Below are 18,790 nucleotides of genomic sequence, written 5' to 3' on the forward strand. Positions count from 1 at the left end.
TATCCCCTTCTTGAATATGGGGTCTACGCAGAAAACCCCCGTAGCGCCATTGCTGGGCTTTGCGGGGGCTGACCAAATAAGCCTGTCAGGAGCGCATGGCTCCTTGTTCAAACTTTGCTTGTTTGATCTCCTCTCATCCGGACTATACCGTCGGCCTTGGATTCGCACCAAGTCAGTCGCAGTCATCCTCAAGGACCACTGCGAGTCGCGGGCTTGAACTGCTTGCATCATTCATATTGCAAACAGCCTCACCGCCGGTCAGGAATTTCACCCTGCCCCGAAGACCATATTCATTTAAATTTTGATTACTCAAGTTGCTATTATCATACCTTATGAATTAAATATCACTCTGTTACAAAAATCACAAACTAATTATATTCCTCTTGCCCATTTCCGGCAAGCCTAATCTTCAGAACATTAGCTCAGCAACGTTTATTCAAAGGCAGGAAGAGCGATCTCCCCATAGTTGTCCTCCAAAAATTGCTTGATCTCCGGACCGGAAAGAGCCTTCGCCAGCTTCTGTATCGGCTCTGAATCCTTGTTATCCTCGCGGGCCACCAATGTAATGGCAAAGGCGGATTCAGTCGTTTCTGTCAACAGCGCATCCTTCTTGGGAGTAAGCCCCACCGGACTGGCATAGGCCGGAGTCATCAGCACCAGGTCGGCATCATCCAGCATCCGGGCCAACATCAGCAGGTCCACTTCTTCAAACTTGAAGTTATGCTTATTCTCCACGATATCGGCTTGTGTCGCTTGCAGGTTGTTGTTATCCTTCAGCTTAATCACCCCTGCCCGGTCCAGCATAATCAGGGAACGAGCCAGGTTGGACGGGTCGCTGGCAATCGCCACTGTGGCTCCGTCCGGCAGCTCATCTATGGATTGATAACGTTTGGAGTAAGCGCCATATACAGCATGATACACCGGCTGAACAGCCACCAGCTCTGTATTTTTGCTGGCATTGTATTGCTCCATATACGGTACGTGCTGGAAGAAGTTCGCATCCACCTCGTTATTAGCAAGTGCATCGTTTGGCTGAACATTGTCGGACAGGACAACGATCTCCAGAGCAATGCCCTCTTCCTCAAGCTGCGGCTTGATCAGTTCAAGCATATCTGTCATTGGCGGAATCAGCGAGGCTACCTTCAATGTCGTCAAGCTATCTGCTGGCTCGGCAGCATCGGCGCCAGTTACCCCGGTGTTCCCTCCCGCCTGCTTGCTATTAGTCTGCGATTCAGCGCCCCCGTTCGTATTTCCGCAAGCGCTAAGCACCAGTATGATCGCCAGTAGCGGGATCAGCCATTTTCCTGTTCTCATGTTGTTTATCTCCCTCCAAATATAATTCGGATCAACGCTTATCCAGCCACCGGGATAGCGTATTGCCGGTAAATTGAATGCCTTGCACCAAAATAATCATAATCAGAATCACCGCGGTCATCAGCTCTGTTTCAAAGCGTTGATAGCCGTAGCGGATAGCGAAGTCACCCACTCCCCCGCCCCCGACCACCCCCATCACCGTCGAGTAGGAGATGAAGCTGATCGTCGAAGAGGTAAGACCCAGCACCAGGCCGGAGCGCGCCTCCACGTATAGAAATTTAAATACGATTTGCAGCGGCGAGGCCCCCATGGAGCGGGCTGATTGGGTAACCCCCCGTGGCACATCCAGCAGCGACTGCTCGACAAACCGGGCATAAATAGCTATCGCCACAACCGCCAGTGGAACAGAGGCGGCCAGCGTTCCAATCGCTGTGCCGACAATCAGCCGGGTAAGCGGAATCATGAACACCACCAGCAGCAGGAACGGGAACGAACGAATGACGTTGACACAACCATTCAAGAGATTGGACCATAGCTTGTTCTCGTAGAGCTGCCCTTTGCCGGTCAGGAACAGCAGCGTTCCCGTCGGAAGCCCTAGCAAGACTGCGGCCAGCATCGCAATCCCGACCATAATGAACGTCTCGCCAATCGCCTCGCCAATCTGAGAGCGATATTGCAGGAAGCTCTCCCACATTAAGGCTACGTCAAACACCGCGCCCCTCCGTTCTCCCCAGCAGCTGCTCCCGGTAAGAAGCAGTAAATGGCAGCTGCTGGCCCGGCTCAAGCTCTGCCGGCTTCAAGGCAAAGGCATCGGTCAGCCGTCCGTTCTCCATCACGGATACCTCCCGGCAGATACTTCGTACTACGTCCATCTCGTGGGTAACAATCACAATGGTCACACCTAACGAATGGTGAATATGAAGCAGCACCTCCAGAATTTCGGCGGTGGTCTTCGGGTCCAGCGAGGAAGTGGGTTCATCGCATAGCAGAAGCTCTGGGCGGCTTACTAACGCCCTGGCAATCGCCACCCGTTGCTTCTGGCCTCCGCTTAGCCCTGCCGGATACTGGCTGATCTTATCCTCAAGTCCTACAAACCGCAGGCATTCCCGCACCCGCTCGGCTCTTTGCCGTTTGGGAACACCGGACAATTCAAGAGGGATAGCAACGTTACCGCCAACCGTCCGGTTGCCGAGTAAATGAAACTGTTGAAAAATCATCCCCACGGACCGCTGCAACTGCCGCAGCTGACCTTCATCCAACCCGGACAACGTCTGACCCATCACGGTTACCAGACCCTGATCGGGGACTTCCAGTCCATTCATCATCCGCAGCAGGGTCGACTTGCCTGCACCGCTGACTCCAATAATGCCGTGTATCGTTCCCTTCGGAATATGCAAAGACACGTCCTGCACCGCCTCCAGCACACCATCCTGCAGGTTATAGGTTTTGCTGACATGCTCCAAAGTGATGATATGCATCTTCCCCTTCCTCAGGAACCGCTATCCTGTATCACTTATTTCAAACCACTGTTACATCTATTTTACACCTGTAAATTATAGCTTATCATTTAACCTGTGTCACCAATTTTTAATATATATTTAATAATTCAATGAAGGAGTAACAACAAAAAAAGCGCAAGGCTTAAGGTATCTCCCTTATCCTTGCGCTACCAGTCTTCCCGATAACCATATTCTGAATTCTAAATAGCTGGCATCACATTGCCGCCGTTGACCGGAATATAAGCCCCTGTAATAAATGCCGCCAGATCGGATGCCAGGTAGGCTACCATATTGGCGATCTCCTGGTCCTCACCACGCCGCTTAAGCGGAACGCCGTCTATATAATCTGCGTCATTGCGTTCCGACAAGTTGCGGTCCCGCTCGCCAATCGTCCAGCCCGGTGCTACCTGATTCACCGTCACCGCATGCTCTCCAACCTCCTTGGCAAGCACGCGGTACACACCATCCATGCCTCGCTTGCCCGCTACATAGGCGGATTGAGTCGGGAAATTCTGCATGGCGCATTCCGTATTAATGCCGATGAATCTTCCCTGCTTCTTGGCGATCATTCCCGGGACAAAGGCCTTGGCTAAAAAGACACTTTGCAGGACACAGGATGCAAATTGACTGACATAATCCTCGGCGGACTGTTCCAGAACAGAGGTCCAACCATATTGAATAACCGCGTTCGCTACCACAATATCCGGGTCGCCAAGCTTTGCCTGAACCTGCCGCCGAATAGCTGCCATGTCCGCTTCCTTGGTGATATCGCCCCGGACCATCATCCCTGCTCCTCCGGACTGCTCCACTTCTTGCAGCAATTCCTGCGCCTTGGCTTCATTGCTCATAAAATGAATGATGACCTTCGCCCCACAAGCGGCTAGCGTACGCGTCATCACCCGTCCCAACTGGCCCGTGGCTCCAGTAATCAGAGCTACCTTCCCTGACAAATCGATTGTAAGCATGAATGTGCCTCCTTTTCTCTTGTCCAACTTCAGCAACTGCCTTCAGTTTATAATGCCTTGGACCTCCCTGCAAAGAAAAAAAGTACAAGCTTGCTCACCTGTATTATTCGGCTTCCCGCAACCGTTCCACCATCGTGGACTTGGACATATTTCGATAAGCGGCCAAGGTGACGATCAAGGCCAACACAGCCAGCACCGGCAGCGTGCCAAGCAAAGGCAGTGGATGCATTTGAAATTGCGTAAAGGCCAGATTGGAGGATATGCCTTTAGCCACCGCATAAGTCAAGCCCAGTCCTGCTGTGCCAGCTACCAGTCCGGTCAAAGCTACGCTATAAAGTCCTTCATACATGAGCATACTCTTCAACTGCTTGCGGGTCATGCCGATGCTCTCCAGAATAGCGAATTCGTTCCGGCGAGAGAGCATGCCCGTAATGACCGTATTGACAAAATTTAAAATACCGATTAAGGCAATAATCAGGCTTAATCCATATCCAATCGTCTGGAAAATACGGATGAAGCTTTGCATTTCTTCCTTGTAGTCCTCCCGGGACTTGACCATCAGGCTAGAACTGGAGTCCAGCATTGATCGAACAGCCACTTCCGCTTGCCCCTGCTTCCCGGCTTCCGCATTAACGGTCGCTGACAAGATCACCGGATCCTTGACTACGTTGACGAATTCCTGGGACGGCCAATACACATTAAACCCGCCAAGCTCGTAAAATTGTGTTCCCGCGGCATACAGCCCGTCTGATTGCAGCACCGCCATCACCTCATAGCTCTTCCCGGTATCTAGCATAAAGCTGTCCCCCGGCTGGTAATAGCTAGCATATTTTTCTGAACCAAGCAGCGCTTCCGTGATCACCACGTAATCGCCTGACGCAAAGCGCTTGGCGTCAAAGCTGCCGGCTACGATATCACGCGGCCCAACTACGCCGTACCATATTGGATCAAGACCATGAAGCTGCAACGGAACCTCGCCTCTCTCAAGGATCGAGGATAATACGGGTGCTTCCGGGTCCTCTCTGGCCGCCAGCGGCTCCAGTATTTGGCGAATTCCCGTATTCAGCTTCAGGGTATCGGAGCTGTAGTACACTTTATCCACACTGACGACCCCTTCGACCTCACTCAGGCGCTGGCACAGTTCCTCTGTTAACGCGATCTCTGCTCCGCCGCTTGAATCAGCGCCATTTTCCTTGACCACCAAATCGCCTGCGATAAAGCTGTTCAGATATTGATTGATACTGAACGAAGAGATGACGGTAAAGATGATATTGAACAAAATCAGGCTAAGCGACAAGGAGGCCAGCATCAGCCACAGCTTCTTCTTCTGCCGCAGCAGATTGCTAAACGCCATGCGGTAAACCTTGGCCCCATGCGTGGACCGCTTGCTTCCCCCTCCTATGCGGCTACCGATTCCGGCGAATTTCACCGCCTCGACCGGTGCGATTCTCGCAGCCATTCGGGCTGGCTTGCTGGCTGCTACACGTACCGTTACATAGGCAAACAATGCCGAACAAGCAAAGATCAGCGGATTCGCTGACAAGGCTGACTCCACCCGCTCCGTAGAAGCCTGCAATACCAAGGGCATGAGCCAGACCCCCAGCCCGTAGCCCAGAGCAAGACCAAAGGGAAACGCCAGAAGATACAACCGGTGTGCCTGAATCGTAATCAGGCGACGCAATTGACGTGGCGTGGTGCCAATGGTTTTTAATAATCCGTAAAACCGGATATCCCTTACTACAGAAATATGGAAAATATTATAGATTAGCAGGTAGCCACTCAGCATAATGACGAGAATGAGGACGATGAACGGCACTACGTTCTCCGGGTCCTCCTGCAAACCTACACTGCTATAAGCCCAGTTGACTCCATAGGGAGCATCCACCCCGGTATCCGCCAAAATTTGTTGCAGCTTCTTCTCGATTCCCAGCGAATTGCTGAACATGACATCCAGTCGGGTCGTATTTTCATAGCTGCCCTGCAGTCGCGATTGTCTGGGGTCAATGTGGGCCAGATTTTTGTCGGCAAATGGCTTTGAGACAAAAGCCAATGCCGCCATGGGCAGATTTTTATCCGAGGGGTATATGCCGGAGACTATAAATTCCTTGCTTACGATCTGTCCGTGGATATCAAGGTCCAGCTTGACCTTGGCCCCCAACTCGGGGATCACGCCAAGCCGCTGGAGGACCCAATCACTGAGAGCAATTTCCTGCTCCCGTTCGGGCAAGCCTCCGGCTGTAAATTGAATGAAGCTGTGCTTGGCCTCATTTTGGTCAATATAATTAATCTCCATCGGGTAATCCCGGAAGCTCTCTCCAACGGCCTGCCCCACCATAAGCGATTTGCCGTATTCCTTGATCAGAGGATGCTGAAGGATCAGCTCGGCCTCCTCGGAAGGCAAATATTTAAAGCTGCCGTGGAAGTCGCTGCCCGACGTCCTCATCTGGGTTCGTTGCATGGATTCGTTCAGACTAAAAGACAGCATGAACACCGACGTAAGCAGCAGCGTCGTCAATACGATGGCACAGATAATAACGATATTCCGGGCAACGTTCGCCTTTAAGCTTTGACCAGCAAGGCGTCGAATGGCCTGACGGTTGTTCGTGGCAATCATTTCTGCCCCTCCCCGGTAACATTGGAGCGATTCTGAACCAGCCCGTCTTCAATCCGAATAACCCGATTTGCCATCAGGGCAATTTCCTCATTATGGGTAATCATCACAATCGTTTGCCCAAACCGCTCGCTTAATTGCTTCATCAGAATGAGCACTTCCTGGCTGGTCTTACTGTCCAGATTGCCGGTTGGCTCATCTGCCAGCACAATAGCCGGCTTGGTCGCAAGCGCACGGGCAATAGCCACCCGCTGCTGCTGTCCGCCAGACAGATTGGATGGAAGACGATCTCTCTTCCCCTCCAGCCCCAGCGCCGAGATAATGCCATCCACATAGGCCTGATCCACTGTCGCCCCATCCAGTTCGATAGGCAACACCACGTTCTCATAGACGTTCAGGATCGGAATCAAATTATAGCTCTGAAAGATAAAGCCAACCGACCTGCGCCGAAAAATCGTTAATTCCTCATCATCCATAGCGAACAAATCATGGTCATCAATCAACACCTGGCCTTGCGTCGGCCGATCCAGCCCGCCGAGCATATGCAACAACGTGCTTTTTCCACTTCCACTGGTTCCGACAATGGCTACAAATTCTCCCCGTTCAACGCTGAGATTGATACCGTCCAGCGCCTTGACCACGGTGCTTCCCTGGCCGTAATGCTTCTTCAACTGTATGGTTTGCACGATAGGCATACCCGCCACCTCCTATGCTTAACAAAGTCTGTCCCTTTCGGGTACAAACCCACTTTAGCAAACCAATCTAACTGTACCGTGTCTCAAAAGTAACGCCCTTGTCACATTCCACATCAGGTCAGAATAGCAGGAAGATAGACGGAGAAGACGGAGCCTTGCTGCTCTTTGGACATGACCTTCATGTACCCTCCCTGGGCCATCACAATCTCCCGGGCCAGATAGAGTCCAATACCGATGCCCTCCACTTGCGCAACCCTTGGGCTTCGATAGAAACGCTGGAAAATATGGGCCCACTCACTCTCTGCGATACCCGGTCCGGTATCGGCAATATCGATACGGACAAACATCTCCCCTTCTTGCACAGTGACCAGGATTTCCCCACCGCTAGGGGTGTATTTCACGGCGTTTTCCAGCAGATTAAACAGTGCTTCTCCGGTCCACTTTGAATCGTGCATGGCATAGATGACCTCAGGGCAGGAAATCTGAATATCCATATCCTTCCTGGCTGCCGCAGCCTGAATTGAGGAGACCGTAGATTTGATCGTGTCCGTAAGCAAAGACAAGCGGGGCTGAATCGTGATTAGCCCTGTTTCCAGTCGGGACAGCTTGAACAGGCATCGAATCAGCCAATCCAGCCTGGCGGCCCCGGCTTGAATTTCAGCCGCATACATTCGCGCCTGTTCCTCTAGCTGTGGAAGCTCTCCCATCAGCTCGCTGTAAAGCCGAATACCTGCCAGCGGCGTTTTCGTCTGATGCGAAATATCGGATACCAGCGTTTGAATTTGTCCCCGTTCAGCCTGTACTTGCCGCTCCCGTTCCTGCATAAGCTGCATGTACCGATACAGCTTATGCTCCAATGATGACAGCTTCGTCTCCTCGTAACCGGTTTGCCGCTTCCGTCCGCTCATCGCCGCATCGATCATCTCGTCCACCTTGGCAAATATGGCGGTGACCTTCGTCTTCAACGCCCAGACGAACAAGGCAGACAGCAGCACCGCTGCAACGCCAAAGGAAACAGCCAGTTGGATAAACGAGCCGCCTGCTCCTGCCAGCATCCCGCCCGCTCCCACGCAACCCGCACATAATACGGCCAGCAGCGCAAACAGCAAGACATAGATTTGGCCAAAGCTTAACCGGATGACTATTCGCTTCATGATCGTCCCCCCTCCTCCGTCCACATATACCCCAGACCATAGACGGTTTTGATCCATTTTGGCGCAGCAGGCTGCTCTTCCAGCTTGGCGCGCAGCCGCTTGATCGTTACCGTTAACGCATTTTCATCCACAAACGCCGAATCCTGCCCCCATACTGCTTCAATTAACTGCTCCCGGGTAAGGATTTGTCCGCGATGAACCACAAGCATCTTCAGCAGCTTTTGTTCTGTCACGCTAAGCGAAAGGCTTTGCCCACTCTTGCGAAATTCCATTCTCCCAAAATCAAGCGACAGTTCCCCGGCCAGCAGCTTATCTTCTCGTCCCGGGTCACATCGGCGCAGCACTGCCATCACTCGTGAGCGCAATACCATTAAGCTGAATGGCTTGGTTACGTAATCATCCCCGCCCAGTTCAAAACCGGTCACGATGTCAGGCTCCAAATCATTGGCGGTCAAAAATATAACCGGTACCTGAGACGACGCTCTTACCTCCGCACAAAAATCAAAGCCGCTTCCGTCGGGCAAGCGCACGTCAAGAACAATCAAATCAATGCCGCCCCGTGCAAACCGTTCCTTCGCCTGAGCCAAAGTGTATGTCTGCTCCGCCACAACCCCGTCGCGGGCCAGTGTAAGTGCAATCCCTTTATTCAAGCTCATATCGTCTTCCACGATCAGGATATTCGTCATGGCTGCTTCATCCCTTCCATTCCACATAACGCGATTGCTAATTCCGCAAACATTATACACAATTATGACGGTAAAAGAATAACAGATATGTTGCTGCGCCAATGCCAGCCATACGCAAAAAGGACCTCCCCTCCATATGAGGTTACGGTCCTGAACGGGAGACAGCCAAAGGCTCTTCCCTTATAGAGGTTGCTTGGAGTTGCGCAGTTCCTTCATAATTTTACGACCGGTTGGTGTCTGGGCCAGCCCTCCCTGAGCTGTCTCCCGGTGTCGGCTTGGCATCGCTAAGCCTACCTCCAGCATCACGTCAATGACTTCATCGGACGGAATGGCGCTGCGAACGCCGGCCAAAGCCATATCCGCCGCGGCCAAGGCGTTCACTGCACCAAAGCCGTTACGCACGATGCAAGGAATTTCCACCAGACCTCCGACGGGATCGCAAATCAGTCCCAGCGTATTTTTGAGCGCCAGCCCTACGGCATGCACCGCTTGCTCCGGGGTTCCTCCTCGCAGTTCAACCATGGCACCCGCCGCCATCCCGATGGCGGAGCCTACCTCGGCCTGACAGCCGCCCTCTGCTCCGGAAATGAAGGAGTTGTTGGCAATAACATACCCTATAGCCCCGGCACAAAATAAACCACGAACCAGATGCTCATCCTCCCAACCAAAGCGCTCCTGTGCACTGACGAAGGCACCCGGTATAATTCCGCACGATCCTGCCGTAGGTGTAGCCACAATCCGCCCCATCGAGGCGTTCACCTCAGATACCGCCAAGGCATAGGCCATCGCCTGACTGGCGCTGTCTCCGACGGAAGCTTGCTGCGCCTTGCGGTATTGATCAACCCGCTTGGCATCCCCTCCGGTTAATCCGCTTGTCGAGGTGATGTCCTCTGTTAAGCCCTTATGCACAGCCGACTTCATAATCTGATAATATTCACCCATCGCAGCAAGCACTTCCGCTTGTGTCTGGCCGCTTTCCGCCGCTTGATCCTCGATCATGATGGCTGAAATGGTCTTGGATTCCTTCTCGCATAAATCTACTAATTCCCGTAAATTCCGAAACCGCATCGGTCCCATCCTTTCTTTACTTCAGATGTATATAGGATACACGACTAACATGCGCAAGTTGCTGGACATCCTGCACAAGCTGCGCGGGGATACCGGAGTCGGCCTCTACAACCGTCAATGCCTCGGTCGTTCTTCCCTTCCGATCTGTCGTGATGTAACCAATATTGACATCAGCATGGCTGAATAATGCCGTGATGCCCGCCAGTACGCCCTGCCGGTCGGCATGAGCCACGATCAGAGTTGGCAGCTCGCCCGAGCTCTTGACCTCGAAGCCATCAATGCTGCGAATTACAATGGTTCCTCCGCCAATGGAGGCGCCAATCACCTCCGATTGCCGGCCTTCCTTGTTCGACAACAAAATCTTGACCGTATTGGGATGGGCCGTGGGCAGGACTCCGGTGGAGAATCGCACCTCGATTCCTTGAGCCTCTGCCGTTTGCAGGGATTCACGAATTCCTTCATTGTCTGTACGATAGTCAAGGATTCCTCCCACTACAGCCAGGTCTGTTCCATGCCCTTTGTAAGTCTCGGCAAAAGAGCCGTAGAAGCAAATATCTGCGATATCCGGCTGACCGCCGAATACCTGCCGCGCAAACCTCCCGATTCGTACCGCCCCCGCCGTGTGCGAGCTGGATGGCCCAATCATCGCAGGTCCAATAATAGAGAACACATTTTTGAAACGCATCGTTGATCTCTCCCGAATGTCGAGACTGCCCTCAGGCCGTCTCCAAATTAAAAGGGACAGGAAAAAAGGCTGCTGCCCTTCTCCCTGTCCCCGTTACCTGAAAGTTTAACGCCACTGACGAAGTTCTCGTTGCAGTGGCACGTACCTCTTGGGTGGCTTAACGCTCTCTCCAGAGTGGCGTCCGATCCTGGTCCTTGTACCTGAGAGATTCGGGTGACGGGTTGCATCGCCGTCTCCTTGCTCCTTCGGTGCCGCCACACATTCGGGCAGACTCTCCCAAGATCTTCATCCGCAATATCCTGTTATAACCAAATCTAAAGTGTAAACCAACAAATGTCAAGATAGCTAACACACATTTGCGAAAGTTTAAGAGAAATTAGTAAAATATCCCTATTTTTATGAGAGAAAATGTATATTTTTCATAAATTAATACTTGTAACCTTGATTTTACAGATATATACTAGCTCTATCACCTCGATTTATACCTCATTTTACGAAAAAAGGAAATTTAACGTTTATTTCATGTTAGAATTCCTTCACAACCAGACTATGGGAAAATCGAATCACTACTCTATGTTTAAGGAGGTGATCGAAAAAAACATATGATCTGCTTCACTGCCCTCATGTCGTTACCCCACATCCAAGTAAAGTCCAAACAAGTCCGCAACTTGATGGAACCATCAGAACATGTCCAAAGCACAAAACCAAGTAAAGGAAGTGGAAAAGTTGTTTAAATTCAGAAAATTCCGCAAATCTTTCTCACTCGGTATGTCGGTCCTTCTTGTGCTTACTTTTCTTCCCTCGACCTATGCCGAAAGCTCCGACGCTGCGGGCCAAATCAATCTGAAGGCAAATGCTCCCCAAATTGCCGAAGCGAAAATCGATAACAAGCTGCAAGCCCTGTTCAAGCAGGATGATTATGTGACTTATCTCGTAAAATTCAAGGAACAAACGGATACAGCCTCCGTTGCCAAGCAGGCTTTGCAGAAGGCGCAGCTAGAGAAGGCCACGCCTTCGGCGGCCAAGCTAGCCGCTAGAAGCTCCGTTGTCAGCGCTTTGCGCGCCACCGCTTCCCGTACCCAGCAGGGGCTGGATAGCTATTTGCAAAAAGCCCGGCAAGCTGGCAAGGTGAAGGAGTACAAAAGCTACTTTATCGTAAATGCCATCGCCGTGACAAGCACCGAGGAGGTGCTGGAGCAAATCGCCCTTTTCCCCGAAGTGGAGAAAATCTTGCCCAATGAAGAGCGCTACCTGCAGAAGGTAGAAATTGATAAATCCGCACCGGACGCCACTTCCTCCAAGGTGGAGGAAGCGACCCATGCTGATCCGGCTTCGCCAAGCCCGGCCAGTGTCGAATGGAATATCGACCAGGTCGGGGCCCCTCAGGTATGGGATAGGGGCATCGACGGAACAGGTATTGTCGTAGCCAATCTGGATACCGGGGTGGATTACAATCATCCCGCGTTGCAGAGCAAATGGCGTGGCTTCGACGCCTCCGGCAATATCGTCGACCCCGAGCTGCACTGGTACGATCCGCATAGCGGCGCATCCCTGCCGGCGGATACGGATGGCCATGGCACACATACCATGGGAACCATGGTTGGAGCAGAGCCGGACGGCTCTAATCAGATCGGGGTTGCGCCGGGGGCAAAATGGATTGCCGTGCGCATCTTCAACCCAAGCACCACGGACGCCATTATTCTTGACGGTGGGCAATGGCTGCTGGCTCCGGTAGATGCTGAAGGCAACCTGCATCCCGAGCTGGCTCCCGATGTCGTCAACAACTCCTGGGGCGGCGGTCCCGGCGTCGACGAATGGTTTCGCCCTATTGTTCAAGCATGGCGGGATGCCCAAATCTTCCCCGAATTCTCTGCGGGCAATGTTAACAACAACAATCCGGGTGGTCCTGGCTCAGTAGCCAATCCCGCCAACTATCCGGAAGCCTTCGCTACAGGAGCCACAGACATTAATGGCAACCTGGCCAGCTTCTCCTTGCTGGGGCCTTCCCCTTACGGAGAAGTGAAGCCTGAGGTAGCCGCTCCCGGCGTTAATATCCGCTCGTCTGTTCCCGGTGGCGGTTACGAAGGCGGCTGGAACGGTACTTCCATGGCCGGACCGCATACCACCGCCATTGCTGCCTTATTGCTGCAAGCCAACCATTCCCTGACCGTGGATCAATTGGAGGATATCATCACCAGTACAGCAGCGCCTCGTACAGACGGGCAGTTCACGCAAGTTCCCAATAACGGCTACGGGCACGGCATCGTTAATGCTCTCGATGCGGTTGGCTCTGTACTGCAAGGAATTGGAACCGTATCAGGCCGCGTAGTTGTCGGCGGTGATGATCTTGAGGAGCCTGTGCTGGAGCATACCCCGCCAACACTGGTCTATGAAGGCTTTGATGTGCCATTGTCGGCGCGTGTCAGAGATAACGTTGCCGTCACATCGGTGGAATTCTACGCCAGAGAAGCAGGCACTAGCCATTATTTATATATTCCGGCCATTCGGGTCTCAGGCAATGAGAAGGATGGACAATATGAAGCCGCCGTGCCGTCCTTCCTGCTTGGCAGTAGCGGTCTGGAATATTACATCCGGGTGAACGATTATGGCAATAATGGCTTTGACAGCCAGCCTTACAAGGTCACCGTATCTACGGGCATCACTCCAGGGTATATTCAGGATTTTGAAGCGGATGTACTGGGCTTTACCAGTGGAGGCACTGGAAATACATGGGCTTGGGGCACGCCAGTCAGCGGCCCGGGAAGCGCCTATTCCGGGGAGAAGGTCTATGCCACCAATCTGAGTGGCACCTACACAGCCGAAGCCAATTCCTATCTGCTGGTCCCGCCGATCGATTTGACCGATAGCCCGGAAGGGGCTCTGCTGTCCTTCAAGCATTGGTATGATCTGGAGCAGGGGCGCGACTTCGGCACTCTGTATATCGCCTCCCTTCAAACGGACTATGCTTTCGTTCCGGCAGCCGAATACACGGGGACAAGCGGCGGTTGGAAGACGCAATTCGTTGACCTTCGCGAATACGCAGGTGAACAAGTTTATCTTCAATTTGGCTTGACCAGCGATACCTCCGCTCAGAGGGCAGGCTGGTATCTGGACGATCTTACACTGCAAGCTCCGGATGACATTGCTCCCGGCGCTCCTTCCGAGCTGCGCGGCTCCGTGAACTTCAGCGGCAGCGTGGAGTTGTCCTGGGCTCCTTCCGGGGATGAGGATGTGAAGCGGTATACGGTATACCGTTCCATCGCTTCCGGCTCGGGATATGAAGTGGTCGGCTCAACGGAGAGCACTGCGTATACCGATACGACAACCGAGGCGGATGCCACTTATTATTATGCAGTCACCGCCACGGATTACAGCGGTAATGAAAGTGCAAAGTCAGACGAGGTCGAGTTGACTATTGAACGTCCAGCAATCATTTTCAGCGATGCTTTTGATGGCAGCGATGATCATGGCTGGACACACGCAGGAACCCGTGATGAATGGGAGCGGGGTGTTCCTGTCGCGCCCGGCCCAACCAGCGCCCTCTCCCCTCCTAACGTATGGGCCACTGACCTCGACAGTACCTATGAGAACAGTGCTGACTACTCGCTGGTCTCTCCAGCTATCGATCTTGGTGCTGAAGAGCATGTGACCTTGTTGTTTGACCATTGGTTTGAAATTGAAAGCAATTACGATTTTGGCTATGTCGAAATCACCGGCGATAACGGGCAATCCTGGAATGAGCTGGGCCGCTTCTCCCACAGCACGACGGGCAAAGCCTGGGCACCTGCTTATTACAGTCTGGACGATTATGCCGGGGAGACCGTCAAGCTCCGCTTCCGTCTGAAGACAGACAGCAGCGTCGTCAAGACGGGCTGGTATATAGACAACTTCCAGGTGCTGAGCGCAATTACACCGGCAAGCCGCATAACCGGGGATATCGTGGCTGAGCCGCTTGAGGCGGGAAAGACAGATAAGGTGGAGAAAGGCAGCCCGGCCTACAAGCTGATGCGTACTGATAAGAGTGAATACGAGCAAGCCGTAAAGCAGGGCGAGCAAGTCGGCGGGCCTGGCCCGAGCAGCCTGCCAGCCAGCGCAACGGTGACTGTGCTGGAGACAGGACGGTCAGTCAAGACCGATTCCGCTACCGGACGGTACAGCCTGAATCACATGGCTGGCGACTTCACGCTGAAGGCAGAGGCCTATGGCTATTATCCACAGACCCAGGCAGTGACGATTGCCGATCAGGTAAATGCAAGGGCCAGCTTTAATCTGGAGGCTATCCCGAAGGGACAAATTACCGGTACGATCACCGATGAACGCAGTGGCGAGCCCATCTCTGGCGCAACCGTGCTAGTCCTTGAGGATGCCGGGGTTCCGTCGCAAACGACCGGACCGGATGGCAGCTTCTCGCTGGAGGTGCTGGAAGGCACATACACCTTGTCGGTGACTGCCGCTGACTACTACGGCGATACCCTGTCATTAACTGTGCCTCCGTATGAGACGGTCGATGGCTCGCTAACCCTCAAGCCGTTCATCGGGTTCCCGGGTCAAATCGCCTATGACGACGGTACGGCAGAGAATGCCTGGTCCTTTAACGCTGCAGGCAATGCCTGGGCAGTGCGTATGACTCCGGAGTACGACACAACCCAAGTAACGGGTGCCTCCATTCGCTTCTGGAATACAGAATGGCCTGTACCAGGCGGAACGTCGTTCCAATATGCTGTATTTGATGCTTCAGGTCCCCAAGGCTCTCCGGGACGGCAGCTGGCTGGACCGTTCGATGCCACAGCATTGCGGAACGACCAATGGACCGTGCTGGAGCTGCCGGAGCCAGTTACCGTAGAGGGTGATTTCTACATCGTCTACATCCAGACCTTGGCTGGAACGAGCGCTCCGGGACTGGCTTCTGATGAGACGAGCCCTAATTCGCTTCGCAATTGGCAACGTGTCAGTGGCAACTGGAGCTTGGCCGAAGAAGACAGCGGCAACTATATGATTCGCGCCATCGTCCGCTATCCGGTTAATGCTCCGGTCATCAACTCACCGGAGCCCGATTCCTTCACCAATGCAGCTTCTTTTACCGTAACCGGGACTTCACCGGCAACCGAAGCCGATGTCAAGCTGTACAACGGTACAGAATTGGCTGGAGAGGGAGCCGTTGAGAATGGTGAATTCAGCATTCCAATCCAGCTGCACGAAGGTGCAAACGAGCTTTCTGCCGAAATCGTCGTGAACGGGAAGACAACGGATCGCTCAGTGCCGATTACCGTCACACTTGACACCACCGCACCCGAGCTGGATGCCATTTCTCCAGCCGACGGCTTCCGAACCAACTCGGAGGTGCTGAATGTAACGGGCTCTGCCCTGGATGAATTCCTCCGCAGCCTGACGATCAACGATCAGGAGGTTCCGTTTGAAGCTAGCGGCGCCTTTGCTTACCGGATGCTGATCGATGCGGGTGAGAATATCATTACAATTACAGCTGCAGACCAAGCAGGCAACACCACCACGGTTACCCGCTCGGTTTATGTAGACGTGGCTCTGCCGGAGATTACGAATCTGGCTCCTGCAGAAGATATTCACCTGAACGCCGGAGAAGTGCTGCCTGTTTCCTTCGACAGCGTTCCAGGACTTGATGCCTCCTTCCGCATTGAACTGCCGCTGTCGCTCAGCGGAGGCGGAGGCGAGCGAGGCATTCCACTTACCGAGACCATGCCAGGACACTATGAAGGAACTTATACTACGCCCGCTTCACTCGTGCTTGATGGTGGGCTGATTGTCATTAGCGTGCGCGATGCCGCTGGCAATCAGGGCGATTTCCAAACCCCGGGACGTCTCTTCGTCAGCGCTCCTGGCGGTGGTCCGGGAGAAGGCCCAGGTGAACCGGGATCAGGCGGCAATGAAGTACCCGTTGCCATCATCAACGCAGTGAACCACGCAGCGAGAAACAAGGTAGTTCCATTTGATGGTACTGAATCCTTGGACCCTGATGGTAAAATCGTTCGCTATAGCTGGAGCTTCAGCAATGGCGGGCAAAAGCTCGGGCCCAAGGTCAATCATCGCTTCACCGCCGCCGGAGCGTATACCGTGACCTTGACCGTCACGGATAACGCTGGCGCCGAGAGCAGCACTACGCATAGAATCGTAATTCGTTAATTCGCCAGCAAGCGGATCTTCATAAATAAACAGCAAGCGCCCAAGGGCAGTTCCATAACACGGACTCCCTCCCCGGCGCTTGCTGTTTTGATATTCAATCACTTAAGCAGTTCCGCAAAAAAGCTCCTATAATCAGGAGCCAGACCATCAGTCTGCTTCTGATTATAGGAGCAAGGATAGCTAAACTCAATCGCTACCTATGCCTGAGGCGCTTGCTGCCGTACCAGCTCCAGAAGTGCGCGGCACCCCTGCTGTACCATCTCATAGACCTCTTCAAAGTTCCCGGTGTAGTACGGGTCCGGGACCTCCTTAAGCTTGGATTCCGGGACCAGATCAAGCAGCTTCACGATTTTGGCATCGGTCTTCCGGGCCAAGGCACGCAAGTCCTGCTCATTCTGATTATCCATAGCGACGATATAATGAAAACGCGAGAAGTCCCCCACCGCCACCTGTCTGGCGGCCAAGCCCTCGTAGGAGATGGCATATTGATCCAGAATACGGCGAGTCCCTTCATGAGGCGGCTTTCCGGTATGCCAATTCCCGGTTCCTGCGGAATCGATCAGAATCCGGCTGCTCAAGCCTGCTTCGTTCACCAAGTGCCGAAAGACGGCTTCCGCCATGGGCGAACGGCAAATGTTCCCCAGGCATACAAATAACACTCCAATTTGTTGATTGTCGTTATCCATGGTTCTCCCTCTTCCTTCGTCAGTCTGCTAACGTCTATTAGAGGTTGTTCAAAAAGTCATCTTTTGATCACGAAGCGGTTCCGAAGTAAACTCGACATCGAATCTTGAATTCAGCCGGGCCAAGTATAGGCTTCCGTAGTATGTTTCTTACAGAAACATTTGAGTTGCTCACGTACCCCTGCTTCCGAAGTCGTTTTCTCCGAAAACGTGTAGCTCCGCTTCTTACGTCCCTAGCTTCATCGGGGCTCAAGCGTTTTGAAAAAACGCACATCGGAAGCCTAAGCTTCGGTCCTGAAAATTTGACTTTTTGAACACGCACTATTAGCAGATAGTACTATAGGATGGGCCGAAGGACAACCAGCAGTTGCTTTTTTGCACTTGGTATTTACACTCCGGTATAAGCCAAATTGACAAGCATCCCCTAGCGAGTACAGCTTCGATAAGCGGTTGGCGAGATTCCGGCATGGCTTTTGAATTGGCGGGAGAAATGCGCCAGCTGCATGCCGAGGCTTTCGGCAATGACCGCGATGCTATCGTCCGTATAGGTCAGCAGCCGCTTGGCCTCTTCCATGCGCTTGCGCTGTACGTAATGCATCGGGGTGATACTCATGATTTTTTTGAAGTAGGGAATGAAGTAGTTCGGATGCAGGTGCACAATGTCAGCTAACGTTTCAATCTCAATGGGCTCACCGATATGCTCCTGAATGTACCTGAGCACATCCCCCAGCTTGCTTTGCTCCGTCAACTGCATGTAATCCTTCAGATAGTCGCTATAGCCCCCCTCTTCCAGACAGCAGGCCAGCAAATTCAACAGGCAGGCCTGCATCTTTAGACCCGCAAACGGCCCGCCGGCCTGGAACAAGTGAATCAAATCGTCAAAGATCACCCGCACGTACTCGGGGTTCTTAACCTGGCTGATATACAGCTTGCTGCCTGCATGGAACAAAGGCCATTCGCCCACCTGGGCGTCAAAATGGCAAAAATAGCGAGTATAGGGATTTTCCGGCGACGTAAAGGTCGTTTGGCTAGTCCCCGCTGGCATAATCATCAACTGGTTAGGCTTAGGATAGTAGGTTACTCCATTGATAATGACCGAACCTTCGCCTTGAGGAATGAAATACAGCCGATTAAAACGGGGGGCCTGCTCCATCCGGTTCCACCCGAGGAAACCGCTCTTCAACTGAGCGTGCGTAACAGTTACAGTCAAGCTCTCGGGCAACCGCCCGGCGAGATAGTCGATCTCGTTCATCTTCTTCACCCTCTAGCTCAAG

13 protein-coding genes and 2 riboswitches are annotated in these 18,790 nt (G+C 53.0%); of the genes, 1 reads left to right on the forward strand and 12 read right to left on the reverse strand.

Features of this window, described 5'->3' with window-relative positions; genetic code table 11:
• Window positions 1-121: 121 nt before the first annotated feature.
• Window positions 122-289: riboswitch (FMN riboswitch) on the reverse strand.
• 143 nt (window positions 290-432) lie between these two features.
• The 10 genes from C557_RS0106665 to sdaAB all read right to left on the reverse strand — a co-directional run bounded on the left by C557_RS0106665 (window position 433) and on the right by sdaAB (window position 10,677).
• Window positions 433-1,314 (reverse strand): MetQ/NlpA family ABC transporter substrate-binding protein, encoded by an 882-nt coding sequence (locus C557_RS0106665; RefSeq protein WP_018751062.1) that lies wholly within the window; start codon window positions 1,312-1,314, stop codon window positions 433-435.
• Window positions 1,315-1,345: 31 nt separating this feature from the next.
• Window positions 1,346-2,008 carry a methionine ABC transporter permease gene (locus tag C557_RS0106670; protein ID WP_026263335.1) on the reverse strand — a complete coding sequence of 221 codons (663 nt, stop codon included), beginning with the start codon at window positions 2,006-2,008 and terminating at the stop codon, window positions 1,346-1,348.
• A gap of 10 nt (window positions 2,009-2,018) precedes the next feature.
• Window positions 2,019-2,786: a methionine ABC transporter ATP-binding protein gene (locus C557_RS23090; protein ID WP_240472935.1), complete on the reverse strand. Its 768-nt coding sequence runs from the start codon at window positions 2,784-2,786 to the stop codon at window positions 2,019-2,021.
• A gap of 227 nt (window positions 2,787-3,013) precedes the next feature.
• On the reverse strand, window positions 3,014-3,778 hold the full coding sequence (locus C557_RS0106680; RefSeq protein WP_018751065.1) for an SDR family NAD(P)-dependent oxidoreductase: 765 nt from the start codon (window positions 3,776-3,778) through the stop codon (window positions 3,014-3,016).
• Between the two features lie 103 nt (window positions 3,779-3,881).
• Entirely contained in the window at window positions 3,882-6,392 is a 2,511-nt protein-coding gene (locus tag C557_RS0106685) for an ABC transporter permease (protein WP_018751066.1), read from the reverse strand.
• Complete coding sequence (locus tag C557_RS0106690; protein ID WP_018751067.1) at window positions 6,389-7,084, reverse strand: ABC transporter ATP-binding protein; 696 nt, start codon at window positions 7,082-7,084, stop codon at window positions 6,389-6,391. Before C557_RS0106690 ends, C557_RS0106685 begins: the two co-directional genes overlap by 4 nt.
• A gap of 113 nt (window positions 7,085-7,197) precedes the next feature.
• Complete coding sequence (locus C557_RS0106695; protein WP_018751068.1) at window positions 7,198-8,238, reverse strand: sensor histidine kinase; 1,041 nt, start codon at window positions 8,236-8,238, stop codon at window positions 7,198-7,200.
• Window positions 8,235-8,924: a response regulator transcription factor gene (locus C557_RS0106700; protein ID WP_026263337.1), complete on the reverse strand. Its 690-nt coding sequence runs from the start codon at window positions 8,922-8,924 to the stop codon at window positions 8,235-8,237. The genes C557_RS0106695 and C557_RS0106700 overlap by 4 nt, the downstream gene beginning before the upstream one ends.
• Window positions 8,925-9,104: 180 nt before the next feature.
• Window positions 9,105-9,992, reverse strand: coding sequence for an L-serine ammonia-lyase, iron-sulfur-dependent, subunit alpha (gene sdaAA, locus C557_RS0106705; RefSeq protein ID WP_018751070.1), 888 nt, complete (start codon window positions 9,990-9,992; stop codon window positions 9,105-9,107).
• A 16-nt stretch (window positions 9,993-10,008) separates the two neighbouring features.
• Window positions 10,009-10,677 carry an L-serine ammonia-lyase, iron-sulfur-dependent subunit beta gene (gene sdaAB / locus C557_RS0106710; RefSeq protein ID WP_018751071.1) on the reverse strand — a complete coding sequence of 223 codons (669 nt, stop codon included), beginning with the start codon at window positions 10,675-10,677 and terminating at the stop codon, window positions 10,009-10,011.
• A gap of 178 nt (window positions 10,678-10,855) precedes the next feature.
• Window positions 10,856-10,966: riboswitch (glycine riboswitch) on the reverse strand.
• 437 nt (window positions 10,967-11,403) lie between these two features.
• On the opposite strand from sdaAB, the gene C557_RS0106715 reads away from it, so the two are divergent.
• A complete protein-coding gene (locus C557_RS0106715) occupies window positions 11,404-16,833 on the forward strand; it encodes a S8 family serine peptidase (RefSeq protein ID WP_026263338.1) in 5,430 nt (1,809 codons plus the stop codon).
• Window positions 16,834-17,030: 197 nt separating this feature from the next.
• Here the strand turns inward: C557_RS0106715 and C557_RS0106725 are convergent, their stop codons facing one another.
• Together C557_RS0106725 and C557_RS0106730 are read right to left on the reverse strand one after the other, a co-directional pair.
• Window positions 17,031-17,519 (reverse strand): low molecular weight protein-tyrosine-phosphatase, encoded by a 489-nt coding sequence (locus tag C557_RS0106725; RefSeq protein WP_018751075.1) that lies wholly within the window; start codon window positions 17,517-17,519, stop codon window positions 17,031-17,033.
• 421 nt (window positions 17,520-17,940) lie between these two features.
• Complete coding sequence (locus C557_RS0106730) at window positions 17,941-18,768, reverse strand: helix-turn-helix domain-containing protein (protein WP_018751076.1); 828 nt, start codon at window positions 18,766-18,768, stop codon at window positions 17,941-17,943.
• Between the last annotated feature and the right edge of the window lie 22 nt (window positions 18,769-18,790).

The sequence above is a fragment of the Paenibacillus sanguinis 2301083 = DSM 16941 genome, assembly GCF_000374825.1.
Classification (GTDB): Bacteria; Bacillota; Bacilli; order Paenibacillales; family Paenibacillaceae; genus Fontibacillus; species Fontibacillus sanguinis.

Excerpts from the sequence above, each read along its gene's own strand:
- C557_RS0106665 (WP_018751062.1), bottom strand. The coding sequence starts at position 1,314 with ATGAGAACAGGAAAATGGCTGATCCCGCTACTGGCGATCATACTGGTG.
- C557_RS0106670 (WP_026263335.1), bottom strand. The coding sequence starts at position 2,008 with ATGTGGGAGAGCTTCCTGCAATATCGCTCTCAGATTGGCGAGGCGATT.
- C557_RS0106680 (WP_018751065.1), bottom strand. The coding sequence starts at position 3,778 with ATGCTTACAATCGATTTGTCAGGGAAGGTAGCTCTGATTACTGGAGCC.
- C557_RS0106685 (WP_018751066.1), bottom strand. The coding sequence starts at position 6,392 with ATGATTGCCACGAACAACCGTCAGGCCATTCGACGCCTTGCTGGTCAA.
- C557_RS0106690 (WP_018751067.1), bottom strand. The coding sequence starts at position 7,084 with ATGCCTATCGTGCAAACCATACAGTTGAAGAAGCATTACGGCCAGGGA.
- C557_RS0106695 (WP_018751068.1), bottom strand. The coding sequence starts at position 8,238 with ATGAAGCGAATAGTCATCCGGTTAAGCTTTGGCCAAATCTATGTCTTG.
- C557_RS0106700 (WP_026263337.1), bottom strand. The coding sequence starts at position 8,924 with ATGACGAATATCCTGATCGTGGAAGACGATATGAGCTTGAATAAAGGG.
- sdaAA (WP_018751070.1), bottom strand. The coding sequence starts at position 9,992 with ATGCGGTTTCGGAATTTACGGGAATTAGTAGATTTATGCGAGAAGGAA.
- sdaAB (WP_018751071.1), bottom strand. The coding sequence starts at position 10,677 with ATGCGTTTCAAAAATGTGTTCTCTATTATTGGACCTGCGATGATTGGG.
- C557_RS0106725 (WP_018751075.1), bottom strand. The coding sequence starts at position 17,519 with ATGGATAACGACAATCAACAAATTGGAGTGTTATTTGTATGCCTGGGG.
- C557_RS0106730 (WP_018751076.1), bottom strand. The coding sequence starts at position 18,768 with ATGAACGAGATCGACTATCTCGCCGGGCGGTTGCCCGAGAGCTTGACT.